This window comes from Chitinophaga sp. GbtcB8 (assembly GCF_019091455.1).
Classification (GTDB): domain Bacteria; phylum Bacteroidota; class Bacteroidia; order Chitinophagales; family Chitinophagaceae; genus Chitinophaga.
Genome location: NZ_JAGXJN010000004.1, coordinates 66,810 through 88,901 on the forward strand (window position 1 = coordinate 66,810; position 22,092 = coordinate 88,901).

Consider the following 22,092-nt stretch of genomic DNA (forward strand, 5'->3'; position numbering starts at 1 on the left):
CCCATGGCCCATAGTCGATGATCCATGGCGTTTAGCGTGGTGCTCGGTAATACAAGTATATGAACTTAAATCTGTAACGAAAAATTTGCCCTGCGCAATTGCTATGGACTATGGACCATGGACCCAAAACCTACTTCAACCTGTTCCTGGTATCAATACCCCACAACAACTTATGCCGCAGAGTGTGCAGGAAATTACTGTCGTCCAGGCGTAACAGGCTGAGGGTGAAGGCTTCTTTTTTAACTGCCAGCTGCACGGTATTGTCAATGGTTTCCATACGGCTGTCCAGCGTACATAAAAAAAGATCGCTGCGGCCCTCTACCTCAAAAGAGATCACATTATTATCCGGTACCACTACCGGCCGTACATTCAGGTTATGGGGCGCTACCGGGGTAATTACAAAGCTGCCGGCTTCCGGGAACACTACCGGCCCGCCGCAGCTAAGGGAGTAACCGGTTGATCCTGTGGGGGTAGCCACGATCAATCCATCTGCCCAATACGTGTTCAGGAACTCCCCGTTCAGGTAAGTATGGATCTTTACCATGGCGGAGGTATCCTTTTTATGGATGGTAAAATCATTCAGCGCATAGGGTACATCGCCAAACAGCGGGATATTGCAATCCAGGTGCAGCAGGGTTCTTTTGTCTACCACGTAAGTGCGCTGCTGCAGGGCTTTTACGGCGGCATGAATTTCTTCCTTACCAATGCTGGCCAAAAATCCCAGCCGGCCAAAGTTGATGCCCAGCACAGGAATGTTCTTATCCCGCACAAAACATACTGTATCCAGCAGGGTACCATCCCCGCCCAGGCTTACCAGGCAGTCAATGGTCATGCTATCCAGGTCACCTGCATGGGCAAACGTTTCCGGCTCACCTGCAAAAGGTATGTGCGGCTGCAGGCTGCGGTAAAATGGTTCATACATCACGGGGGTGATCTCCTGGCGCTGCAGCTCATCCAGCAACAACTTTATATTCCCCAGGTCGGCGGTAATAAATCCACGGCTGTAAAGTGCAATTTGCATGTTTGAGATAAGCTGTTGGCTGTTAGTTTTTAGCCATTAGCTAATTGCCAAAAACTAACGGCATGTTTAACTACATATCAATTTTAGTGTGTAAAAATAGCCCTTTTTGCCCTAACTGGTTTATGCTGTACTCCAAACGTACACAGGTATCGTAAAAAGAAACAATGTCAAGCCCCATGCCGCAGGTATACAGCATTTTATTGTTTAAAAAACCGTTACCCGGAAACTGGCTGTAGGTATAACCTGCATCGCCATATGCTTTTAACAGCAGGCGTATAGGTATGGTGTTAAACTTTTGCGGGATCCAGGGCAGCTTTACATTAAAGCTGTACACTTCCTGGCGCAGGGTTGATTTTACTATAAAAAAGCTGGTGCCATCCACTACATAATATTCCAGACCGCGCAGGTAATCTTCCTGGTAACCCATGGCTTTCTGGTTCAGGTAAGGCTGGTCTGCCGGGAACTTAGCCTGCCCTCTTACGCCCAAAGCGCCATAGGTGCGGGGAAACAGCTGCCAGTATTTGGTAACCTTGGCCCTTATTTTCCAGTTATCAACATCATTAAAGGGTGCAAAGCCCAGCTTTTCTATTTCGCCCTGCAGGCTAATGCCTTTAAGCGGGTATATCCAGCTGTCGGCCTGCATATACGTAACACGGTACAGCAGGTCCATATACTGCACGCGGCGCCGGCCTGCTCTCATATAGTTGGGTGAATAACGGGCCACGGAATCGCTCACTTTTTCAGAATTATAGGTGAGGAACACCTGGTGGCGGGTATTAATGGCGCGCCGGTACGAATAGCTGAAGCCAAAGTTGAACATCTCCCTTAAAAATCTATTATTATCCTGCCGGTAAAAGTGCTGTTTGTTATTGCTGGTACTGTCGTTCAGCTCACGGTTACGGCTATAGGCAAATGTGATCCCCAAGCCGTTATGAAAACTTTTATCCACATACGGCAGGCTGTAGGTAAAGGCCAGCTGCTGCGTGTATCCTATCTGCACTACACCTTCCAGGTCGTCATTACGGCCGGTAAGGTTGCTGTGAGAGCCTCTCAGGCCAATGTTCACACGGTCCAGGCTTTTGCCCTGCTCCACCCACCACTGGTTAAAGTTACGGTCGGCCAGCTTGAAAATGGGAAACGCCAGCAGGTACCAGCGTTCCCATACTTCAAATACCAGGTCGGCTGAGTTACCTTCCCAGTTCTTTACATTGGCAATTACGGTAAGAAAAAGGGTGGTGTTCATGAGCTGACGGCGGCAGCTTTCCAGTGTTTGGGAAAGGTCTTTCAGGCGGATAGTATCACCAGGTACAGTAGTCAGCTCACGTACAATAAAAGGTGTTCTTGTTTTTTTGTTACCGGAAATGATCACATTCCTTACTATGATGTAACTGGTATCTGATACCACTGCCAATGTTGGCGGGGCAGGCTTTTGCGCCCGGCAGGGCAATAGCAGTAGCAGGCAGTATATGCCTAACAGATAACAGAACTTGACCATGCAATGTAAAACTATAGCGGGCCGCAAGCTACAAATAAATGCGGAATGCTTAATGCCGAATGCCATATACTCCATACCGCCACACTATACGCTGCCTTTAAGCGTTTAGCGTCCGGCATTATGCATTCAGCGTAATTAAATGCTGATGTAGTTCATGAACAGATCGTAATTCTTCTTGAGCGTATCCTCCTCGTCCTCCGCAGTAATGGTATATTTTACTACGTAATATTTAAAACGCTCAAAGGTAGCTACCAGGGGTTGCAGCTCCTGCCGGTTGGTCTTCAGCAGTACTTCCAGGCGGCCGGTAGCGGGGTTGGTAATGGTATTTACGCTCAGCAGGGTTACATCATTGGATTCTGCAATGCGGGCAATTTCGCTGAGACTGTAATCGCGGGGCTCTATTTCCAGCGACAGGATGCCGCCCGGTTCCTTTACCCCGTTATATTGGGCCAGTACGGCCAGCAGGTTATCTTTTGTAAGGATGCCTAAATATTCATTTTCTTTGCTGATAACCGGTAACGCACACATCTTCTGATCGTAAAAAACCTTCAGGGCTTCGTAAAAGTGTGCATTTTCCTGAATAGCATGGCGGGGCCCGTTGTACTCCATGTTCTCCAGCAGCGTCTCAGGATCTTCCAGATCCAGGATATCATCTTCCTCCACCATCGCCAGGTATTTGTTTTCCAGCACCAGCGGCAGCTGTGTCAAATGATATTCATTCATGAGGCGCAACGCCCTGGATCCTGAATCCATTGGATGCAGCACCGGAACTGTTGATATGAGATCTCTCGCCAGCATGATTAATAAGATTTAACGTATGATCAATATAACAAAGAATATTCCAAGTTTCACCAATATACCTTACCGTTAGGTGCGGTACAGCACTATAAAGATACGTTTAATCACAGCGTGGAGTTTGCAGAGGCAGAATAAAATTACGAACGGTTGATTACAGATGACGGATAAGCGGTGTTACAGGATAGCTGATGAATAAAGGATAGTGATTTACTTTTTCAGTTTATCCAGGAACGCGTGCAAGATCATGTTAAACTCACCAGGTACTTCCATCATGGGCGCATGACCGCACTTATCAATGAAATGTAATTCTGAATTCGGGATCAGCTTGTGAAATTCTTCACCAACCATCGGTGGCGTAATAGTATCATTTTGTCCCCACACCAGCAAAGTCGGTATCTTAAGATCACTCAGCTCCTCCCCCAGGTTATGCCGGATGGCCGATTTAGCCAGGGCAATAATTTTGATCACTTTTAACCGGTTACCTACAATCTCAAATACTTCATCCACCAGCTCTTTGGTGGCCATAGCCGGGTCATAAAAGGTAAGCTCCGTTTTTTTACGGATATACTCATAATCGCCCCGCTTGGGATACGTTTCCCCCATACCGTTCTCAAACAGGCCGGAGCTGCCGGTAAGCGTAAGCGAGCTTACGGGCGCTTCAGGATGTTTTAGTAAATATACCAAAGCTACATGTCCGCCCAGGGAGTTGCCCAGCAGGTGCACATTCTCGTAGCCCCGTGCTTCAATGAATTTGTGTACATATTTAGCCAGTCCGCTTACCGTGGTTTCAAGGATATTCAGGTCAAACAAAGGCAACATAGGGATCACAACTTTGTTAGACAGCTTGAAATGGTCTAGCAGGTCTCTGAAATTACTCAACGCCCCAAATAATCCATGCAGCATTACCAGTGGTTCACCTTCTCCTTCCTCAATGTAATTAAACTTCCCCTGTGTTTTGATTTCGTAATCCATTGCCAAAGCTTGAAAGTCAATTTTGCGCTAAAATAATTCTTTTTATTAATTCAAATAATCTTTGAAGCGAGTTAGATAGCTCTCATTTCTTTGGCTGCGTTGTCAAAAAAGGACTGCAATCCAGCGAACATATCTTTGAAAATCGGTATTATTTTACCCATGCTGTCTATTACAGCCGGGCCAACGGGTGAAATATAAGGGTATACTGCAGATTGCAGTTTGGTTTCCGGGCTTAGCCAATACAACTGGTTGGCTATCCACAACAGGATACTGTAATTGATAGTAAAGATAAGAATATACAGTAAAATGCCTCCCAGGCGGTTCACCCATCCCAGCAAAGCCAGCTCCACCAGCTTTTGCAGGGCCGTAGCTCCCAGGCGTACCAGCAAAATGACTCCAAGGAACAAGCCAATGAAACAAAGTACAGGCAGCCAGCGCCAATGCACATTCCAGTGCTGCTGGGCATACAATGCCGTAACGGTAGTGAGCTTCAGGGCAGCTGCCAGGCCTATAATGATCGCTATAAAAGAAAATACCGCTACAATTAACCCCCGCGAGTAGCCTTTATAGATAGCGATCACCATCAGGATGGCGAAAAGGATATCGATTAACATAGAATTTAATAAGCTGTTGGCGCCATAAATTTACCGGTTAGCGAAAACAGATCGCTAACCGGTAAAGACTAACAGCTAAAGCTAACTTATTTACTTAGTAATTCCTTTACAAGGGCGGAAATAGCTTTGCCGTCGGCCTGGCCTGCAAGCTGTTTGGTGGCGGTGCCCATTACCTTTCCCATATCTGCCGGTGAGGTGGCGCCGGTTTCCGCAATAATACGGATCACCGCTTCGCGTAACGCACTCTCATCCAGCTGTTTGGGTAAAAAGCGTTCTATAACGGCCAGCTCCTCTTCTTCTTTCACGGCCAGGTCTTCCCGGTTCTGCTGCCGGAAGATCTCCAAAGAATCTTTTCTTTGTTTGGCCAGCTTTTGCAGCATTTTACTTTCATCGGCTTCCGTTAGCTCACCGTTACCGCCTTCAGCGGTTTTGGCGATCAGGATAGCGGCCTTAATAGCGCGTAAGGCACGCAGCTCAGCTTCACTTTTAGCCAGCATAGCGGCTTTGATGGCGGAGTTTATATTGAGTTCTAATGACATACTTGTTTTTTTAAAGTCCATGGTCAATGGTCCATAGTCCATGGACTACTATAATAGCAATTGTTGTGCAAATAATGGTTAATGGTTATTTACTGCTAAAATGGCACAACCTGCTATTAATATCCCGGCATTCCCATGGACTACAAACTACTTCTTCTCCCCTTCCTTCAGCTTATCATCAAACTTCTTCAGAAAGTCTTTGGCAAAGTTGCGGAGGTCTTCTGACTGATCTTTATGCGGGGTGGCGCGCTCCCAGGTATCGGCCATGGTCATCATGGTCTGGAAAAAGAAATCTGCCATCTCATCCATCATCATGTCTTTGGTCCACAGGTCAATGCGCAGGGCAGTAGCTTCCGCAGCGTCCCAAAAAGCCACCATCATGGCTTTAGCTTTATTCATACGGTCAGCGGTGGTATCGGAGGCGGTCCATTCTATTTTTTCCGGTACTTTATTCTCATCCAGCGCTACCTGTATCTGGATGGTAGATGTTTTAGTCATATTATAGTTGTGCTTTTAGCTTTTTTCAGAGGGCAAAAATAGGGGAATATGTGCAGATGGTGAGACAGGTGTGCAGATGATGGTTCTATTTTATTCCCTTAGGGCCCTTTGCACATTAATTCACCACTGCGCTCAGCAGCGCTTCTGCCCCTGTATCCCAGCTCCCGGGCAGCGGCAATGCTGCCATTTGCTGCAGCTGGCGGCTGCGCTGTACTTCATCCTTATATAACAGGCTTAGCTTCTCAGCCAGATCGGCCAGGTTTTCCGGGTCTGCGTATAACAGGGCCTCTTTGCCGGCTTCGCGGGCAGCCGGTCCGTCAATGGCTATTACCGGCACCTGGCAGCGCAGGGCGGCATATACCGGCAGGGCAGCGCCTTCCAGCCGGGTGGTGTACACCATGGCATAAGCGGCGGCCGTTAAATTGGCCAGGGAAGGCTGGTCCAGACCAGGCAGCAACACCACATCCTGGCGGAACTTATAGGTTTGCAGGCTGTTAGCTATTTCCTGCCCCGCTGCGGTTACCTTACCTGCCAGCACCAGCTTCATATTGGAGCGCTGCCGGCGTTTCAGCGCAGAAAATGCTTTCAGCAGGGGCATAATATTATTACGCGGGTCCAGGGGGCCGGTCACTAAAAAATACTCCGTGCCGCCGGTATACATTTTTTTAACTACCTCCCGCTGCTCCCAGTCCAGGGGCTGATAGCTTTCGTGAATGCCGGCAGGTATCACCTGCACCTTACCGGCTGCAGCCGGGGCATATTGTAGTAAAGGCTGCTCCAGGTGGGCGCCCGGCAAAACTATTTTTTTTGCGCTGGTAATATATTTTACCGTTTCCTTTTTGAAGAACCGCTGCCATTGCTGCGGTACACCGGCTACCGGCTGTAAAAAGGAAAGATCTTTCAGGAACAGCACCGCCGGGACCTTGCTGCGCAGGGGCAGCATACCGTCCATACCCAGGAACAGATCTGCACCCTGTTTTTTAAGCGCACGGGGAAGCTGCCATTGCAGCCACCACTGGCGCCGCCATACTGCCGGGCCTTTCAGCGGTACTATAATGGGTGTAACATTAGCAGGAAAAAGGAGATCCGGCGATACAGGCCGGTCAAAAAAGAAGAGGAAAGTATGTTCCGGGTGCTGCCGGCACATGCGGAACAGCAGCTCTGTATGCATATTCCCCGTATCGGCAGGTGTATCCTGGCTCATCCCTATTGCGCTTACTCCAATGATCATGGGCGCAAAATTAATGGGAAATGAGGAGATATGCAGATGTGCAGATATGCAAATGTGCAGATAGGTACAGGCGGTAGCAGGCTAACAGCAGCGCTGGACCTTACCTATGCCCTAAAAACAAAATGTGCAAATGAAAAGCGCTCATCCGCCCTTCATTTGCACATCTGCATATCTGCACATTTGCACATCAATCCGTCTTATTCGTGATCCAGAACTCCTTCTTCACAATATTATTCGGATTATCCAGGGAGGTAATGGTAATGGTCACCTTCACCGTACGGATAGGTTCCAGGCCTTTCAGGTTAATAGTGGTAGTGGCAGCAGTAACCGGGGAAGGAATGGCATCCTGGGGGATCACCTCTCCACCGGGGTCTGTAACTGCGTCTACTGTAATGCTTACGCCCTTGGTAGGCAGCTTGGAGCTAATGTTCACCGTAAAAGAATAAGTAGCGCCGGGGGAAGCCGTGTAATTACCTTCCGCAACGCCATCCAGCGTAGCTTTCAGTACTTCTTCCTGCGGGCCGGGATCTTCGCCGGGAGCTTTTTTCTTTTTACTGCAGGCAGTAAAGGTGAGCATTAACAATGCTAAAGCAGCTATAAGATATGATTTAAAAGGCATAGCGGTCTCATTGAAGGTTTGCATAAAATTATATTATTTTATAATACTAAGCAAACATTAATCTGTCCATGGGCCACCTTAACCCCTCACATCCATCGCATCCCTTAAACCGTTACCTAACAGATTAAATGCCAGCACCATCAGCATAATAGCTACCCCGGGCGCCAGGGCCAGCAAAGGGTTATGGGTAATAATAAAATTGTAGTTCTCTTTGATCATCAAACCCCAGGAGGGCTGCGGAGGCTGCACCCCTACCCCCAGGAAGCTAAGGCCGGCCTCCACCACAATGGCCGAGGCAAAATTACTGGCCGCCACCACCATCACCGGCCCCATAATATTGGGTAAAATATGTTTTACAATAATGCGCAGGTGCCCAAAACCCAATGCCCGTGCCGCCTCTACAAACTGCAGCTCCCGCAGGCTCAGTACCTGCCCGCGTATAATACGCGCCACACCTACCCACATGGTAAGGCCCACGGCTATGAACACCTGCCAGAAACCTTTACCCAAAGCCAGGGTAATGGCAAACACCAGCAACAGCGTGGGTACAGACCAGATCACGTTTATGAGCCACATCACCGCATCATCCACCCAGCCGCGGAAATAGCCCGCCATAGCACCCAGCAGCACGCCCAGGCTCAGGGATATTAATACCGCTATACAGCCCACGCCCAGGCTTACCCGCGTGCCTACCAGCAGGCGGCTTAAGATGTCCCGCCCAAACCGGTCGGTGCCCAGCCAGTAAGTGTTGGTAACAATACGTTGTTTTGTTATTTGCCGCTGCAGGGTGGCTAATGGCTGCCCTAAGGGCTGCTGCTGCCCGTACCACACTTTGGTCAGGGAATAACGTTCAGGCATAGACGTTTCTTCATCCACATACCGCTGTACTACTATATCATTACCTGCAAACTGCCAGCTACGTATAGGCACATAGGTAAGGGCGCTCTCCTGCCCGTATAATAGCCGGCGGAAAAAGCCTGCCCTGGCCGGTGGCCGCTCTTTTTGCATGGCCAGCATGGTAACTTTGAAACCCGGGCGCTGCCCGCTTATTTCCAGCACCATATGGTTGGCATAAGGCGTAGGGTCCGGCGATAAAAAGTAAGCAGTAACGCTGATGAAAATGGCCAGCACAATAATGCCTAACCCGGCCATAGCGCCCCTGTTGCGCTGCAGGCGCTTCCAGGCCTGCCGGCTGAAAGAGGAACGGATGGTAGCTGCTGAATGAATAAAATATAAATTGAAGATCCTGAATGCTCAAAAATAGGCAACAAATAGGTATCATTGCGGGCAAAAGTTTATTCTGTTCCTATGACCACAGCTACACAGTCGTCCTCACCGGTATCACAGCTCTTTACCCGCCTTGGAGATAATATTGGCCGCTGGCCTACGAAATATATCTTCCTGTTCTTTATGGCATTGGCGGCTGTTATTGCCTGTGTATCATGGGGTCAGTCACAGGATATGGCGCTGCATACCCGCTATAACAACTTCGTTATTTTTAAACACGCCTTCTTTCACCTCATTCACAACCAGGACCTCTATACGTTTTACCAGCCGGAGTATTATGACCTGTATAAATACAGTCCTTCCTTTGCGCTGTGCATGGGTGTTTTTGCCTGGCTGCCGGATCTGCCTGCGCTCATCTTATTTAATGTGGCCAATGCAGTGGTGCTGATCATAGCCGTACGCAAGCTGCCTTTCAGCCAAAAGAACCTGAACATTTTCCTGCTGCTGATCTTAATAGAAACCATGATCTCCTTCACCAGCTCGCAGGTGAATGCGCTCATTACCGGTTTGCTGGTGCTGGCCTGGTACTTCCTGGAAAATGATAAACCCTGGTGGGCCACCCTGTTCATTGTCATCACTTTTTATATCAAGATATTCGGCATTGTGGGCCTGGCCTTATGCCTGCTGTATCCTTCCCGCTGGAAATCGGCGCTGGCCACCATTTGCTGGATCATTGTAATAGGTATTATGCCCCTGCTGGTTATTTCTCCCAGCCAGCTGCTGTTCCTGTACAAAAGCTGGGGTACGCTGCTTAGCCAGGACCATGGCGCTTCTGTAGGGGTATCCCTGTATGGCTGGTGGCATACCTGGTTTGGCTTTAACATGAACAAACAATGGTTTGTGCTCATAGGCGCGCTGCTTTTCTGCCTGCCCTTACTGCGTGTGCGCAGCTGGGCGCAGCCTGTGTACCGCCTGCATATGCTGGCGTCTGTACTGATCTGGGTAGTGATCTTTAACCATAAAGGAGAATCGCCCACCTATGTTATTGCCATGGCAGGCATTGGCATCTGGTACTATACGCAGGCGCCTACACGCAGTAACCTGGTATTGCTGTTACTGGCGCTGGTATTTACCTCCTTTTCTTCCACAGATCTTATAACGCCCTATAAAGTAGCCCGCACCTGGGTGGAGCCGTATGCGGTAAAAGCCGTGTTCTGCTCCATTATCTGGTTCAAGCTCATTTGGGACCTTACTTTTGGTAAGTTAGTTCCCCGGTTGGAGCCAAAAGCTTAAAGCAGAAAGCATAAAGCCTTTGGAGAGGTATGCTGCATTGGCTTTATGCTTTCTACTTCTGCTCAAACAAGTAGTTCTACGTATTAAAACCATATATATTAGTTAGTAAACAAAATTTTTTTATCTTGTAGCCTTAACCCAATACCCCCCTTTCATACGAGTCATGGAAGGCTGCAATTTAAAACCATATTTGTTTCATGTCCTTACACACCGTAACCTCAGTAACGATCGGAGATCATGTGTTTGCCACTTTCAAGTCATTGAAGATAGATCAGTTTATTAATGATCATCATCAGGTTGAATTGCTCATCAGCTACGACTGGTTCAGCAGCATTGGTAAAGACCTTTTCACAGCAGGCAAAGAGTTCCTGGGAAAAGAGATCAGCATTTCCATTAGCTCCGTATCCCTCACCAGCCAGCATAAACCGGTGATCTTTAACGGGATCATTACCAGTGTACATGCCGGTAAAGAACGCGATGGCACCCACGGATTTTGTGTAATAAAAGGCAGCAGCCCCACTGTGCTGCTGGAAAATGATCCGCACATCACCTCCTTTGGTCCTCAGCCACTGGCAGAGATCATAACGTCAACGCTTAAACTGGCGGAACCTTATTTCAATAAAGCCAGTGTGAACCCGGAGGAAAAAGATCCGTTAAAGTACACGGTGCAGTATAAGGAAACGTCTTATGAATTTATACGCCGGCTGGCTCAAAGGCATGGCGAATGGTTCTTTTATGACGGGCAGCAGATCGTGTTCGGACGTTACCAGCCGCAGAAAACTGCGCTCACCCATCTGACAGACCTTATTGATTTTGACCTGGCATTGAATGTATTGCCGAATAATATACAGCTGAATGGCTTTGACTACCGCCAGGATGCTGTTTCCCGCAACAGCACTACCACACAGCCGGATTCAGGCATCAATAATTACTCGAAGCACGCGCATGATATCAGCCGCAAGCTGTACCGCAAAACTTCGCTGTATAAAATGAACCAGCCTTTTACCAGCAATTCCCGGCAGCAGGTAGATAAGCAGACTTCCATCCAGCATAAAGGCCGCTTAGCCCGTATGGTTACCGTTAGCGGCAACAGCCGGCATACCGCCCTTAAGATCGGGGATATTGTAAGCATAGGCGAGCAGTTCCCGGATACTACAGACCATGGCGAGTTTGTAGTAACCCGCCTTTCACATACCTGCACCAGTAACGGCGAATACCAGAACACATTTGAAGGCATACCGGCAGATGTAGCCATGCCGGAAGTGAACGTGGACCTGCACCCCTTGTGCGAGCCGCAAAGCGCCACAGTCACCGATAATAATGATCCCCGCGGGCTGGGCCGCGTAAAAGTGGCCTTCCGCTGGCAGGATCAGGGCTCCACACCCTGGCTGCGCGTAGTAGCGCCGCATGGCGGCGGCAAAAAAGGATTTTATTTTGTACCGGAAGTAGGGGAAGAGGTATGGGTGGATTTTGAAGGCGGCAACCCCGAAGCCCCCATTGTGCTGGGCACTACCTATAACGGCACTGCCAGCGCAGATATGGGCGATAGCCGCAATAACGTAAAAGCCATCCGCACCCGTAGCGGCCATACCGTGGAATTTAATGATGCCGGCGAAGGCACCCACCTGATCATCCGTGATCCCGGTGGCAATGAAATTTTCCTGGATACCGCCGGCAGGAACATTACGGTAACCGCCCCGGAAACCATGACCTTCCAGGCCCGCAACATGAACATTAATGTGGCCCAGCATATGGAGCTGAATGTGGGACTGAACACCCAAATGAACACCGGGCAGCAGTTCCTCCTGAATGCAGGACAGCAAATGCTTATGACCGCCCCCTTCCTGCAGCAGCTGGCAGCCGCGTTCATGCATCTGCAATCCGCCAAAACGCTCATTAACTCCGGCAATGAAATAAAGATAGAATCACCACAGCTGTTTGCCGCAGGCGCCCAGCAGCTGATGCTGCACAGTGATGAGAAGATCACCGCCAACAGTAAAGGCACCCTGCACCTGAAAGGCGCAGAAGGCAATAAACACAGCAACAAGGCCGATGCCTATGAAGCCGTAAAACCGGTGATAGACGCCAAATGTATCGTGAACTTCCGGCCCAAGAAAAGCTGGCAGGGTGAGGACTATGGTTTTGACTGGATGCGCAATACCGATACCGGCAAAGCAGGCGACATTCTTTATGAAACTGCCATGGGCAAATATTACCTGGATGCCGCCTTTACCAACGTGAACCGCGATATTAACTCAGATACCCCTTACCAGAAAAAGGATGATGCCATGTACGGCAGGCTGAAAGCCAAATACCATGTACATAGCATTCCCTGGAAAACGCACAAGGATAAAGCCGGCAAAGATGTACCGGATGATTACTTTGTCGCCTGGTTAAGCCTGTATCCCAATAAAATAAAAAAGAACAAGGCCGTATTAAGCCTGGAAATAGAAATAGAGGAAGAGCCGGAACACCTGAAGTTTGCAGATCATCCCAATTTCACCATCACACCAAAAGAGATCACGCCCAAAACAAAAGGAAAACATAAGCTGGCCGATTTTGTTACCATAGAGTGTACCAAAGAGTTTAATACCGATCAGACCATAAAAGTGCTGGCCGTTACCAAAGGACCGGATGGCAAGGAAAAAACCGCCGTAGCCGGCAAGTTGATGGTTTGGGCCAATGATGCCACCAAGCGTAAAAAGAAAAAGGTCCTGCTGGTGGAAGTAACCGGCGGCCCCGGTGCAGGCAGCGCCAGCGGACAGGAATCCCTGTTCCGCCACTCGCTGAACCAGGCCTATATTGATCCTCATGTGGAAACTCTAAAGCTGGACCTTAGCAAGGATACCGTATTTACTACCAATTATGTAAGTGGCGCGGATATTGTTTCTTCTGATGATAGTAAACCAGCTGTAACCGACATCGCAAACTATATGACCACCGCATTGAAAAAAATACCGGGCGTAGGCGCCAAATACGATTCGTATTTTAAAGCCTTTTACCTGGGTGGCAATGGCGGCGTTATGAGTTCAGGCAGCCTGATACGGCTAAACGGTTATTCAATGGGCGATAAAGTGGTGCTGTTCAAAAGCGCCATCAGCTCCACACCCGCGCATGAATTCCTGCACTCGCTAAAGCTGCCGCATACCTTTACCAATGCGGAAGCCGACCCGAATGCATTATTCACCTACGAATCTAAAAAAACAGATAACCTGATGGATTATTCCCACTGGAATAATATTACCCGATACACCCTGTGGTACTGGCAGTGGAAAATTGCCAATGCCCATGCGGATAAAGTATAAAACCATACATATGCTGCTGAAACCAATTTTAATAGCAACTTTCTTTATTTACGGAGCCACTGCCTGCCAGTCGCAAACCCATCACACGTCCCAGCAAACAGCTGCAAAAAACAATGATATGCAAACAACAAAAAACTCTATCGACGATAAATTTGAAAAACTGGATATAGCAGAATTACAGGCAAAAGGCAGCAAAAGCGAAGGCGGTGTTGCCAAAGCAGATGGTAACATGGTAGCAGCTACCAGCTACGACCTTACAACCCCCGGCGATGATGGCGCTATCATTACCATTTCAGGCAATAACGTAAACGGATATACAAAAAAAGAAACATCGCCCGATAGTTATTTTGAAGTGAATAAAGAATACTATCCTGATGGTAATATAAAGTCCAAAGGACTTAAATTCATTAACGGCGGTTTTAATAAAGGAACCTGGTATTTCTTTGATGAGAAAGGCGCTTTAACAAAGTCCACCAACTTTGATGCCCCCTTTAAATTCACCCTGGAAAATGTAATGCAGTTCCTGCAGTCAGAACATATTCCCCTGGCCAAAGGCCCTGCAAAACCTGACCAGGGCATGGTAACCACCATCTGGAGAAATGAAGGCGCGCAAGGCCCCATCTGGAAGATCCAGTGGTTAAAGGACAAAACCAAAATGCCGAACACCATTGAGGAAATTGTGCTGGATGGCAACACCGGGAAAGTGACCAAAAGAGTAGATCAAAAATATAATAACAGCTGATTATGGCGGATATTATCACAGAAGGCGCCCTGCTTTTATGCAATAAAGGTGCGGCGCCTTCACAGCTAAAAGTAACCAGCCAGCAATTTTCCAGCTATGACGATAAGCTCATTGCCACCGAAAAAGATGCTGCGCCGGAATCAAACATCCCCTCATTTGGCGCCTGTATGGTAACCCGCTCAAAGTGCACACCTGCCACCATGAAATGGGATGCGCCCGCAGACCTGGAAGATGTAGAAGGAAGTAAAGTACTTTTAAAATCCAGTACCTGCAAATGCGCTCTAGGCGGCACCATCAGCATTAAAGACAAAGGCCACGGCGCACAGGGGGAACATAACTAATTTACCTTTCTTCCCTTCCATTGATAAGATCCAAACTTTCCCAGCCAGCCCGCAATTACAATGTAGGGAATGTGAAAGAGCTGGCCGGGAATTACCCATACCAGCAACATGGTTTTGTGAAAGAAACGGGCCACGGGTATCATAAAGTATAACTCCACAGTGATCTTAAACAATAGGCATATCAGGAACCAGTTGCGCCACTCCGGGTAAAAAACAGCCACAGGCCCCATCAGCAGCAGGGCTGCATTCCAGAAATATACAATGGCCAGCATCCAGGTCAGGCGCTTATCTTCATACTTATCTGCCTTGGACGACCAGCGGATGCGCTGGTGCATAAAGCCCTTTAAAGTATCTACCGGCAGCGTACGCACAATAGCGTCCTCATTCTTCAGATAGCCAATACCGTTAGGGTATTTTTTATAGATCTTGTACATCAGCAGCATATCATCGCCAGAGGCTATGGTATCAATACCATTAAAGCCACCCACTTCATGGAACACTGCTTTTTTATAGGCCAGGTTAGCCCCGTTGCACATAGTGCCTATTTTAAGCTGTGCTACAGAACCGGTAATGCCCTGCATATTCATAAAATCCAGCGATTGCAGGATCTTAAAAAAGTTATACTCCTTATAAAAGCTCACCGGGGCAGCAATAAATTTAAAGGAGTGTGTTTCATAGAACTGTACCAGCACTTCAATCCAGCGGGGACCCATAATGCAATCCGCATCAGTAGTAACTATCAGATCGCCGGTAGCCTGGCCTATGGCTAATTCAATGGCTTTCTTTTTATAGGAGTTTAAGCGCTGTGTAAGATCCAGGTGATCGCTCATGCGCAGCAGCTGCACATTGGATGCAGGAAAGCTGCGCACTACCTGCGCCGTGTTATCAGTAGAAAAATCATCTATCACTATTATTTGCAGCAGGGCCGCTGCATAGGTTTGCTGCTGCAGGGCTTCTAACAGGGGTGGCAGGTTCTGCTCCTCATCCCGCGCAGGAATGATCACGGTTACGCGGGTACTGCCACTAACCGGTTTGGAAGGGACAAAGGGCCGTAGCTGTTTCCAGCCCAGGCCATACCACAATAGCAGCAGGCAATAGGCTACCCCTAACAACAATACTATAATCAGAAAAATATTCATATCACTTTCACCTCCGGGAGGGCGGTCAAAAGTATATCTTTCTCACTAAAAATAGAGCCCCCTGCTCTGCAAAGCACCGAAAAGGACCGGTCTAATGCTTTACATACACAGGGGGCTATCAATCAGCTCAGATTACCATTTAGGTTTACGGTCATTGCCATAACCGCCTCCCTTGGGCCTGTCCTCAAAATGCAGGTGAGGCCCGGTAACGTTACCGGTGGCGCCTACTTCTCCCAGCTTCTGACCAGCTACTACTTTATCTCCTGCTTTTACAGAACGCACAGAAAGGTGGCAATAGATATAGTCACGACCGGTAGCCGTGCGCAGGCCTATCCAGTTGCCATAGGAGCCGCCATTGCTGTTGGACCATGCAATAGTGCCAGCCAGTACAGCTACCACTTTTTTGCCTTTAGGCGCTCGGTGCCGGTTTTGAATGAGTTGCTACAATTTCACTTTTTTTACAGGCTGCTACAGTCAGCATAAGGGATAGGATCCCTATCGTGGCCGCGGTCTTTGTGTACATAGGTTAGATGGTTTTTAATTAAGAAATGGTTATAAGTACAGACCGGTCCTTGAGGTGTAAATATATGTTATATTTTTAACATGATAACATTTCCCAGCTCTGCCGACATTAGTTGATGCCCTTTATCCAGCACCAGTATCTCGCCGTTAAAAGAACCATCCACCAAACGCCGGCCCAGCACTGCGGGAATAATGCGGTCATACTTCCCGTAGATCAGCAGAGTAGGGATCTTGTACCGCGCCAGCAGCTGTTTACAGCGTTTCAGGTCTGGCAGCATACGGCGCATAGCCGTCCATACCTGGTACACCTGCACCCGTTTATCCACCTTGTTCATGCTGCTGAAAACAAATTTGTATACACTTTCGTTTACCCCTCCCAGTTGCCGTACAAATGACAGTAGTTTAAAAAAGACGGCCGGGTGGTAGGTTACATATTTAAACAGCCGGTTGCCTAACCAGGTACGGGTTACAAACATATGCCAGGGGTTATTTTTAATGCCATCCGGCGCCAGTAAGAAGAGGTACTGCAGCTGTGCCGCCATTTGCGGCACCAGGCACAGGGCCAGCCGCCCGCCCATGCTGTAGCCCATTAAAGAGAACATCTCTTTTTGCTGCTGCTGCAATACCAGTGCCACCAATGCTTTCAGATCTGCCGGGGTAAAAGCACGCGCCTCATTCCATTCTGTTTTACCATGCAGCGGCATATCCAGCGCAATAATGGTGAACCGTTCGCCCATGGTAGTGGCCAGCGGCAAAAAATGCAGGGCGCTTTCCCCAAAACCATGCAGGCAAATAAGCAGCTGCGGGCCGTTCCCCGCCAGCACACCGTGAAAACGGCTCTTGCCATATGGTAAGTAAAAAGATGACATACTGTTAACCCAACAATTTTAATCAACTTTTGCCATTTGCCCCAAACTAAGTAAATTACGATACACGGGTCTTGAAGTTTGCGGTGTAAGTTCCAGGCATTCAGTTAATCAGATCATATCCTTGCCATCGCTTTCAGCTATCATACTTCATACCTCTTACTTCATTATTTCAAATACCTAGTTATGGATACTACAGTTGATAAAAAAACATCCCTCAAAGGGGCCGAATTCCTGGTAAAAGAAAGCACTCCCTATGATGTATTCACACCCGAAGATTTTAATGAGGAGCAACGCATGATCAAAGAAATGGCGGAGCAGTTTGTAGAGAAAGAGGTAACCCCTGTGCTGGACCGTTTGGATAAGCTGGAAGAAGGCCTCATGCCTTCCCTGCTGGATAAAGCCGGTGAGCAGGGCCTGCTGGGCGCTAGCTTCCCGGAAGCATACGGCGGCCTGGGAAAAGATTTTGTAACCGCCACCATTATTAATGAAGCACTGGGCTCCGGCCACTCCTTTTCCGTAGCCATGGCGGCGCACACCGGCATTGGTTCCCTGCCCATTTTATATTTCGGAACAGAAGCACAGAAACAAAAATATATTCCCAAGCTGGCCAGCGGTGAAATGAAAGGCGCTTACGCCCTTACGGAGCCTAACTCCGGTTCCGATGCGCTGAGCGCCAAAACCACCGCCAAACTTTCTGATGATGGTAAATATTATTTGCTGAACGGGCAAAAGTGCTGGATCACCAACTCCGGTTTTGCAGATGTATTCACTGTATTTGCAAAAATAGACGGCGATAAGTTCACCGGTTTTATTGTAGATAAAGACACCCCCGGTTTTACCCTGGGTGCAGAAGAGCATAAAATGGGTATCAAAGGCTCCAGCACCCGCCAGATCTATTTCCAGGATGCAAAGGTACCTGCAGAAAATGTGCTGGGGGATATTGGCAAAGGCCACCTCATAGCCTTTAACATCCTGAATATAGGCCGCCTGAAGCTGTGCGCAGCTGCCCTGGGCGCCTGTAAAAAAACCATTACCATCGTAGTGAACTATGCCAGCACCCGCGAGCAGTTTAAACAGCCTATTGCCAACTTTGGGGCTATAAAACATAAGCTGGCTGAAATGAGCATCCGCACCTGGATGGCAGAATCATCCCTGTTCCGCACTGCGCAGCTGATAGAGCAGCAGGAGCAGGAGCTGCTGGCCGCCGGTAAACCCTTTAATGAAGCAGTGCTGGGCGCAGCAGAGGAATATGCAGTGGAATGCGCCATGTTAAAGGTGAATGGCTCTGAAGTGCTGGACTATGTAGTGGATGAAGGTGTACAGATCCACGGGGGCAACGGCTTTAGTGATGAATACGTAATTTCAAAAGCCTACCGTGATGCACGTATCAACCGCATTTTTGAAGGCACCAACGAAATTAACCGCCTGCTTACACTGGACATGACACTGAAACGCGCCATGAAAGGCAAGCTGGACCTGATGACGCCTGCCATGAACGTAATGAAGGAGCTTATGAGCATACCGGACTTTGGAAGCGACGATGAAACCCCTTTCAGCAAAGAAAAAAAGCTGATCCTGAGCCTGAAAAAAGCCATTCTGCTGGTAGCCGGCGCCGCCGCCCAGAAGCTGATGGCCAGGCTGGAAACAGAACAGGAGCTGCTGATGAATATTGCCGATATGGCCATTGAAACCTTTACCGCAGAAAGTGGCTTGCTGCGCCTGTTAAAGATGGTAGACACACAGGGCGAAAGCGCTGCTGCCCTGCAGGCCGATATGGTGCGCACCTACCTTACCGATGCTGCCGACCGTATCCACAAATATGGTAAAGATGCTATTAACGGTTTTGCAGAAGGTGATGAACAACGTATGATGCTGTTAGGCCTGAAACGTTTTACAAAAACAGAACCCTTTAATACCAAAGATGCCCGCCGCAGAATAGCGGATAAGCTGATTGCCGAAAACCGGTATATTTGGTAATAGATAATGTGCTGATGTGCTAATGTGCTGGTGAATGTTGATATGCCAATGAATAAATGCATTTTCTTTTGCATTGATTTACCGGCATATTAACACATTAGCATATAAGCACATTAAATTTGCACATTATCTTCCGGGGATCATGACTAAACGTTTTTTGCAAAGGCTGCTGGTGATCATTTTGTGCGGAATGCAGCAGCCGGCCATCGCACAGGTTTTACTACACCTGAACCAGCCTGTAAGGGAACAGAATAATGTAAGCAGCGCCAGACAATACCTCTCGGGCCGCACCTGTCAGGGCTGCCGGTTATATCTCAACAACGATAGTATTTACGTATACCCCACCGGCGCTTTTGCCATTAAAAAAGACCTGGCAGTTGGCAGAACCGCCTTTAACCTAACCGCAGCAGATAATACCGGTAAAACCTATACGAAACAGGTAGTGTATTATTACCGCCCTTTACCGCCCCCCAGCGTTACGCCCGTTTTCCGCATTGATTACTTTAATATCTTGCCCCAGGGCAATCTGCAGCTGGTAGAAGGAGATACCCTGCGCATTAAAATGAAGGCTTACCCCGGCTGCAAAGCCACCTGGATCAATAACAGGCCCTTACAGGAGCTGCCTGCAGATGAAACGCAGGGCGTGCCCGGCTTTTACGAAGGCCTGTACGTAATACAGGATACGGACAGCCTGCTGTTTGGCCGTATTAAAGTAACCCTGCAGGATACTAATGGCAACAGCACGGTAAAGGAAAGCGGCAATTATTACAGTTTTATGCGTAATGAAGGGCTGTTCACCGGCCGCACTATTGATAACATGACCTACCTCACCACCTCGCCCCATGGCGACCGCCTGGGTCCGGAAAAAATAGGCTACCTGGATGAAGGCGTGCTGCTGCAGATTGCCGGGCGCGAAGGGGATTATTATAAAATAAAGCTTGCGCCCCGCCACATAGCCTATATACCGGAGCCCCTGCTGGACACCGCTACCCTGCAGGAGCTGTCGCCCATAAGCATTATTAACACGGCCAGGGTTTGGGCCGATGAGGATTACGATTACGTATCCGTGCCCCTGGCAGATAAGCTGCCCTACACCTCCACCCAGGAAGTAGAACCCGGTAAGATCATTGTAGATGTGTATGGCGCTTATGCAGAAGAAGGGCTGCAAACACAGCTGGCCACTACCCGTGAAATTCAGCAGGTGGCCTGGCAGCAGATAGAGCCGGAAGTGTTCCGCATGGTCATTAACCTGCGTCACGCCTTCCCATGGGGATACCAGGTCTATTACAGGGGCGATACCCTCCAGGTAAAAGTAAAGCGCACCCCTGCCAGCCTGCAGCTGAAAGACCTTACCATTGGGCTGGATGCCGGCCATGGCGGCAGCAATGTAGGTGCATTAGGTAATATGGGCGTGTATGAAAAAGAGCTGAGCCTTTCCATTTCCCTGTTGCTGAAAGCCGCGCTGGAAAAAGAAGGCGCCACTGTTATCGCCACCCGCACCCGCGATCAGTTTGTGGCCAACGAGGACCGCCTCTCCAACTTCCGCCGCACAGATCCTGACCTGCTGTTAAGCGTGCACCTGAACTCATCCGTAAACCCGGTGGATATAAAGGGTACCGCCACTTATTATAAACATCCCTTTTGCGAGCCGCTGGCCCGTTTTATTTACAACCGCATGCAGGAAACCGGTTTATCAGGCTTTGGCTGTAACGGTAATTTCAATTTTATCCTCAACAACCCCACAGAATTTCCGGATGCCCTCATAGAAACCCTGTTCCTGAGCTTCCCCGGCGATGAGGCCAAAGTATTAGACCCGGCTTTCCGCCAGCTGATGGCAGATAAGATTGTGCAGGGGGTGAAAGATTACCTGGAAGCCGCCGGTAAATAAATGGGCCTGACTAAAAGAATGTAAAATGTAAAATTTTAAATCATAAATGTAAAAGTAGAATACCGGGAACATAAGTCTGTACCAGGGATCGTGGCATTCTACTTTGACAGTTGAAATTTTACATTTATGATTTTACATTCTTTTTCGCCAGCCCCATACCCCTCTCCGATTGCTGTGCAACTGGTACCCTTCCCTCCTAAAAAGGCCCCGTAATTGCTGCGACATTGCTGCGCAACTCCTCCCCCCTACATAAAACCCTACCCATAATCCTCCCCATCATTTTACCGCAATTTTCCCATGTCTTTTCCATGTGTTTCTCATGTCTTTCTCATGAGTTTCCCTACTAGATCCCATGTTTTTCCCTAGTCCATCCCTGGTGAAGTCCATGTCAAAGCCCAAACTTCCCTGTTGGGCCATCCCCCCTATCACCCTTATAATCTACGGTTATAACCTATAACCTTTTATTATAGCCTATCTCCCGCCCAATAGTCCACCAATGAAGTAGATTATATCTATATTTGCCAATCCTTTCATAGCTTTAGCGGTGAAATAAAAAGACGTATGGCAGATCAGATCCAAGAATTTAACGACTATAGGGCTCAAATGAATGAAGTGATCCTGGGTAAGCAGAACAAGGTTATTAACCGCCTGTTTAACCTGGATACCAATACGTATGCAGAAGGGGCGCTGAGCACCAAAGTAAAGGAAATGCTGGGCCTTGTATCGTCTATGGTGCTGCGTTGCGATGATTGTATCAAATACCATTTGGGTAAATGCCATGAACAGGGGATCACAACCGAAGAAATGTATGAGATCTTTGCCGTAGCCAATATAGTAGGGGGTACAATTGTAATACCGCATACCCGCCGTGCGGCTGAATACTGGGATCTTTTAATGAATAATTAAGCATTAATAATTAACAGGGGCTTCGAGGGCGCAGTACTTTATTAATTATTCCTTGTTAATTATCAATTGGCACTTAAATTTGCAGACTTTTAATAT

20 protein-coding genes are annotated in these 22,092 nt (G+C 48.3%); 7 read left to right on the forward strand and 13 right to left on the reverse strand.

Annotated features, from left to right (window positions below):
* Nucleotides 1-130: 130 nt before the first annotated feature.
* The 10 genes from KVT36_RS06725 to KVT36_RS06770 form a co-directional block, all read right to left on the reverse strand.
* On the reverse strand, nucleotides 131-1,021 hold the full coding sequence (locus KVT36_RS06725) for an NAD kinase (RefSeq protein WP_089907534.1): 891 nt from the start codon (nucleotides 1,019-1,021) through the stop codon (nucleotides 131-133).
* A 70-nt stretch (nucleotides 1,022-1,091) separates the two neighbouring features.
* A complete protein-coding gene (locus tag KVT36_RS06730; RefSeq protein ID WP_217602735.1) occupies nucleotides 1,092-2,516 on the reverse strand; it encodes a BamA/TamA family outer membrane protein in 1,425 nt (474 codons plus the stop codon).
* Between the two features lie 135 nt (nucleotides 2,517-2,651).
* Complete coding sequence (locus KVT36_RS06735) at nucleotides 2,652-3,314, reverse strand: CBS domain-containing protein (protein ID WP_089907528.1); 663 nt, start codon at nucleotides 3,312-3,314, stop codon at nucleotides 2,652-2,654.
* 207 nt (nucleotides 3,315-3,521) lie between these two features.
* Nucleotides 3,522-4,286: an alpha/beta fold hydrolase gene (locus KVT36_RS06740; protein WP_217602736.1), complete on the reverse strand. Its 765-nt coding sequence runs from the start codon at nucleotides 4,284-4,286 to the stop codon at nucleotides 3,522-3,524.
* 71 nt (nucleotides 4,287-4,357) lie between these two features.
* Entirely contained in the window at nucleotides 4,358-4,900 is a 543-nt protein-coding gene (locus KVT36_RS06745) for a CvpA family protein (RefSeq protein WP_089907522.1), read from the reverse strand.
* A gap of 86 nt (nucleotides 4,901-4,986) precedes the next feature.
* The gene (locus tag KVT36_RS06750) at nucleotides 4,987-5,439 is read right to left on the reverse strand and encodes a GatB/YqeY domain-containing protein (protein ID WP_089907519.1); all 453 of its coding nucleotides are present in this window, start codon (nucleotides 5,437-5,439) and stop codon (nucleotides 4,987-4,989) included.
* 147 nt (nucleotides 5,440-5,586) lie between these two features.
* Nucleotides 5,587-5,937, reverse strand: coding sequence for a gliding motility protein GldC (gene gldC, locus KVT36_RS06755; RefSeq protein ID WP_217602737.1), 351 nt, complete (start codon nucleotides 5,935-5,937; stop codon nucleotides 5,587-5,589).
* Nucleotides 5,938-6,052: 115 nt separating this feature from the next.
* Nucleotides 6,053-7,168 carry a glycosyltransferase gene (locus tag KVT36_RS06760; RefSeq protein ID WP_217602738.1) on the reverse strand — a complete coding sequence of 372 codons (1,116 nt, stop codon included), beginning with the start codon at nucleotides 7,166-7,168 and terminating at the stop codon, nucleotides 6,053-6,055.
* Nucleotides 7,169-7,355: 187 nt separating this feature from the next.
* The gene (locus KVT36_RS06765; RefSeq protein WP_217602739.1) at nucleotides 7,356-7,811 is read right to left on the reverse strand and encodes a hypothetical protein; all 456 of its coding nucleotides are present in this window, start codon (nucleotides 7,809-7,811) and stop codon (nucleotides 7,356-7,358) included.
* Nucleotides 7,812-7,865: 54 nt separating this feature from the next.
* Nucleotides 7,866-9,032: an ABC transporter permease gene (locus KVT36_RS06770; RefSeq protein ID WP_368670005.1), complete on the reverse strand. Its 1,167-nt coding sequence runs from the start codon at nucleotides 9,030-9,032 to the stop codon at nucleotides 7,866-7,868.
* Nucleotides 9,033-9,095: 63 nt separating this feature from the next.
* Here KVT36_RS06770 and KVT36_RS06775 point away from each other — a divergent pair, with 63 nt between their 5' ends.
* From KVT36_RS06775 to KVT36_RS06790, 4 genes are all read left to right on the forward strand, one after another.
* The gene (locus KVT36_RS06775) at nucleotides 9,096-10,307 is read left to right on the forward strand and encodes a glycosyltransferase family 87 protein (RefSeq protein ID WP_217602740.1); all 1,212 of its coding nucleotides are present in this window, start codon (nucleotides 9,096-9,098) and stop codon (nucleotides 10,305-10,307) included.
* Nucleotides 10,308-10,504: 197 nt separating this feature from the next.
* Nucleotides 10,505-13,612 carry a phage baseplate assembly protein V gene (locus KVT36_RS06780; protein WP_217602741.1) on the forward strand — a complete coding sequence of 1,036 codons (3,108 nt, stop codon included), beginning with the start codon at nucleotides 10,505-10,507 and terminating at the stop codon, nucleotides 13,610-13,612.
* A gap of 118 nt (nucleotides 13,613-13,730) precedes the next feature.
* Nucleotides 13,731-14,354, forward strand: a complete 624-nt coding sequence (locus tag KVT36_RS06785; RefSeq protein ID WP_217602742.1) for a hypothetical protein — start codon at nucleotides 13,731-13,733, stop codon at nucleotides 14,352-14,354.
* Nucleotides 14,355-14,356: 2 nt separating this feature from the next.
* Complete coding sequence (locus tag KVT36_RS06790; protein ID WP_217602743.1) at nucleotides 14,357-14,695, forward strand: DUF4280 domain-containing protein; 339 nt, start codon at nucleotides 14,357-14,359, stop codon at nucleotides 14,693-14,695.
* Here KVT36_RS06790 and KVT36_RS06795 read toward each other — a convergent pair.
* The 3 genes from KVT36_RS06795 to KVT36_RS06805 all read right to left on the reverse strand — a co-directional run bounded on the left by KVT36_RS06795 (nucleotide 14,692) and on the right by KVT36_RS06805 (nucleotide 17,225).
* Entirely contained in the window at nucleotides 14,692-15,834 is a 1,143-nt protein-coding gene (locus KVT36_RS06795; RefSeq protein ID WP_217602744.1) for a glycosyltransferase, read from the reverse strand. The two genes, KVT36_RS06790 and KVT36_RS06795, sit on opposite strands and share 4 nt — an antisense overlap.
* A 132-nt stretch (nucleotides 15,835-15,966) precedes the next feature.
* A complete protein-coding gene (locus tag KVT36_RS06800) occupies nucleotides 15,967-16,269 on the reverse strand; it encodes a M23 family metallopeptidase (protein WP_217602905.1) in 303 nt (100 codons plus the stop codon).
* A gap of 155 nt (nucleotides 16,270-16,424) precedes the next feature.
* Nucleotides 16,425-17,225 carry an alpha/beta fold hydrolase gene (locus KVT36_RS06805; RefSeq protein WP_217602745.1) on the reverse strand — a complete coding sequence of 267 codons (801 nt, stop codon included), beginning with the start codon at nucleotides 17,223-17,225 and terminating at the stop codon, nucleotides 16,425-16,427.
* A 183-nt stretch (nucleotides 17,226-17,408) separates the two neighbouring features.
* On the opposite strand from KVT36_RS06805, the gene KVT36_RS06810 reads away from it, so the two are divergent.
* From KVT36_RS06810 to KVT36_RS06820, 3 genes are all read left to right on the forward strand, one after another.
* Nucleotides 17,409-19,202 (forward strand): acyl-CoA dehydrogenase family protein, encoded by a 1,794-nt coding sequence (locus tag KVT36_RS06810; RefSeq protein ID WP_217602746.1) that lies wholly within the window; start codon nucleotides 17,409-17,411, stop codon nucleotides 19,200-19,202.
* Between the two features lie 142 nt (nucleotides 19,203-19,344).
* Nucleotides 19,345-21,090: an N-acetylmuramoyl-L-alanine amidase gene (locus KVT36_RS06815; RefSeq protein WP_217602747.1), complete on the forward strand. Its 1,746-nt coding sequence runs from the start codon at nucleotides 19,345-19,347 to the stop codon at nucleotides 21,088-21,090.
* Between the two features lie 561 nt (nucleotides 21,091-21,651).
* Nucleotides 21,652-21,996: a carboxymuconolactone decarboxylase family protein gene (locus KVT36_RS06820; protein ID WP_217602748.1), complete on the forward strand. Its 345-nt coding sequence runs from the start codon at nucleotides 21,652-21,654 to the stop codon at nucleotides 21,994-21,996.
* Nucleotides 21,997-22,092 lie beyond the last annotated feature (96 nt).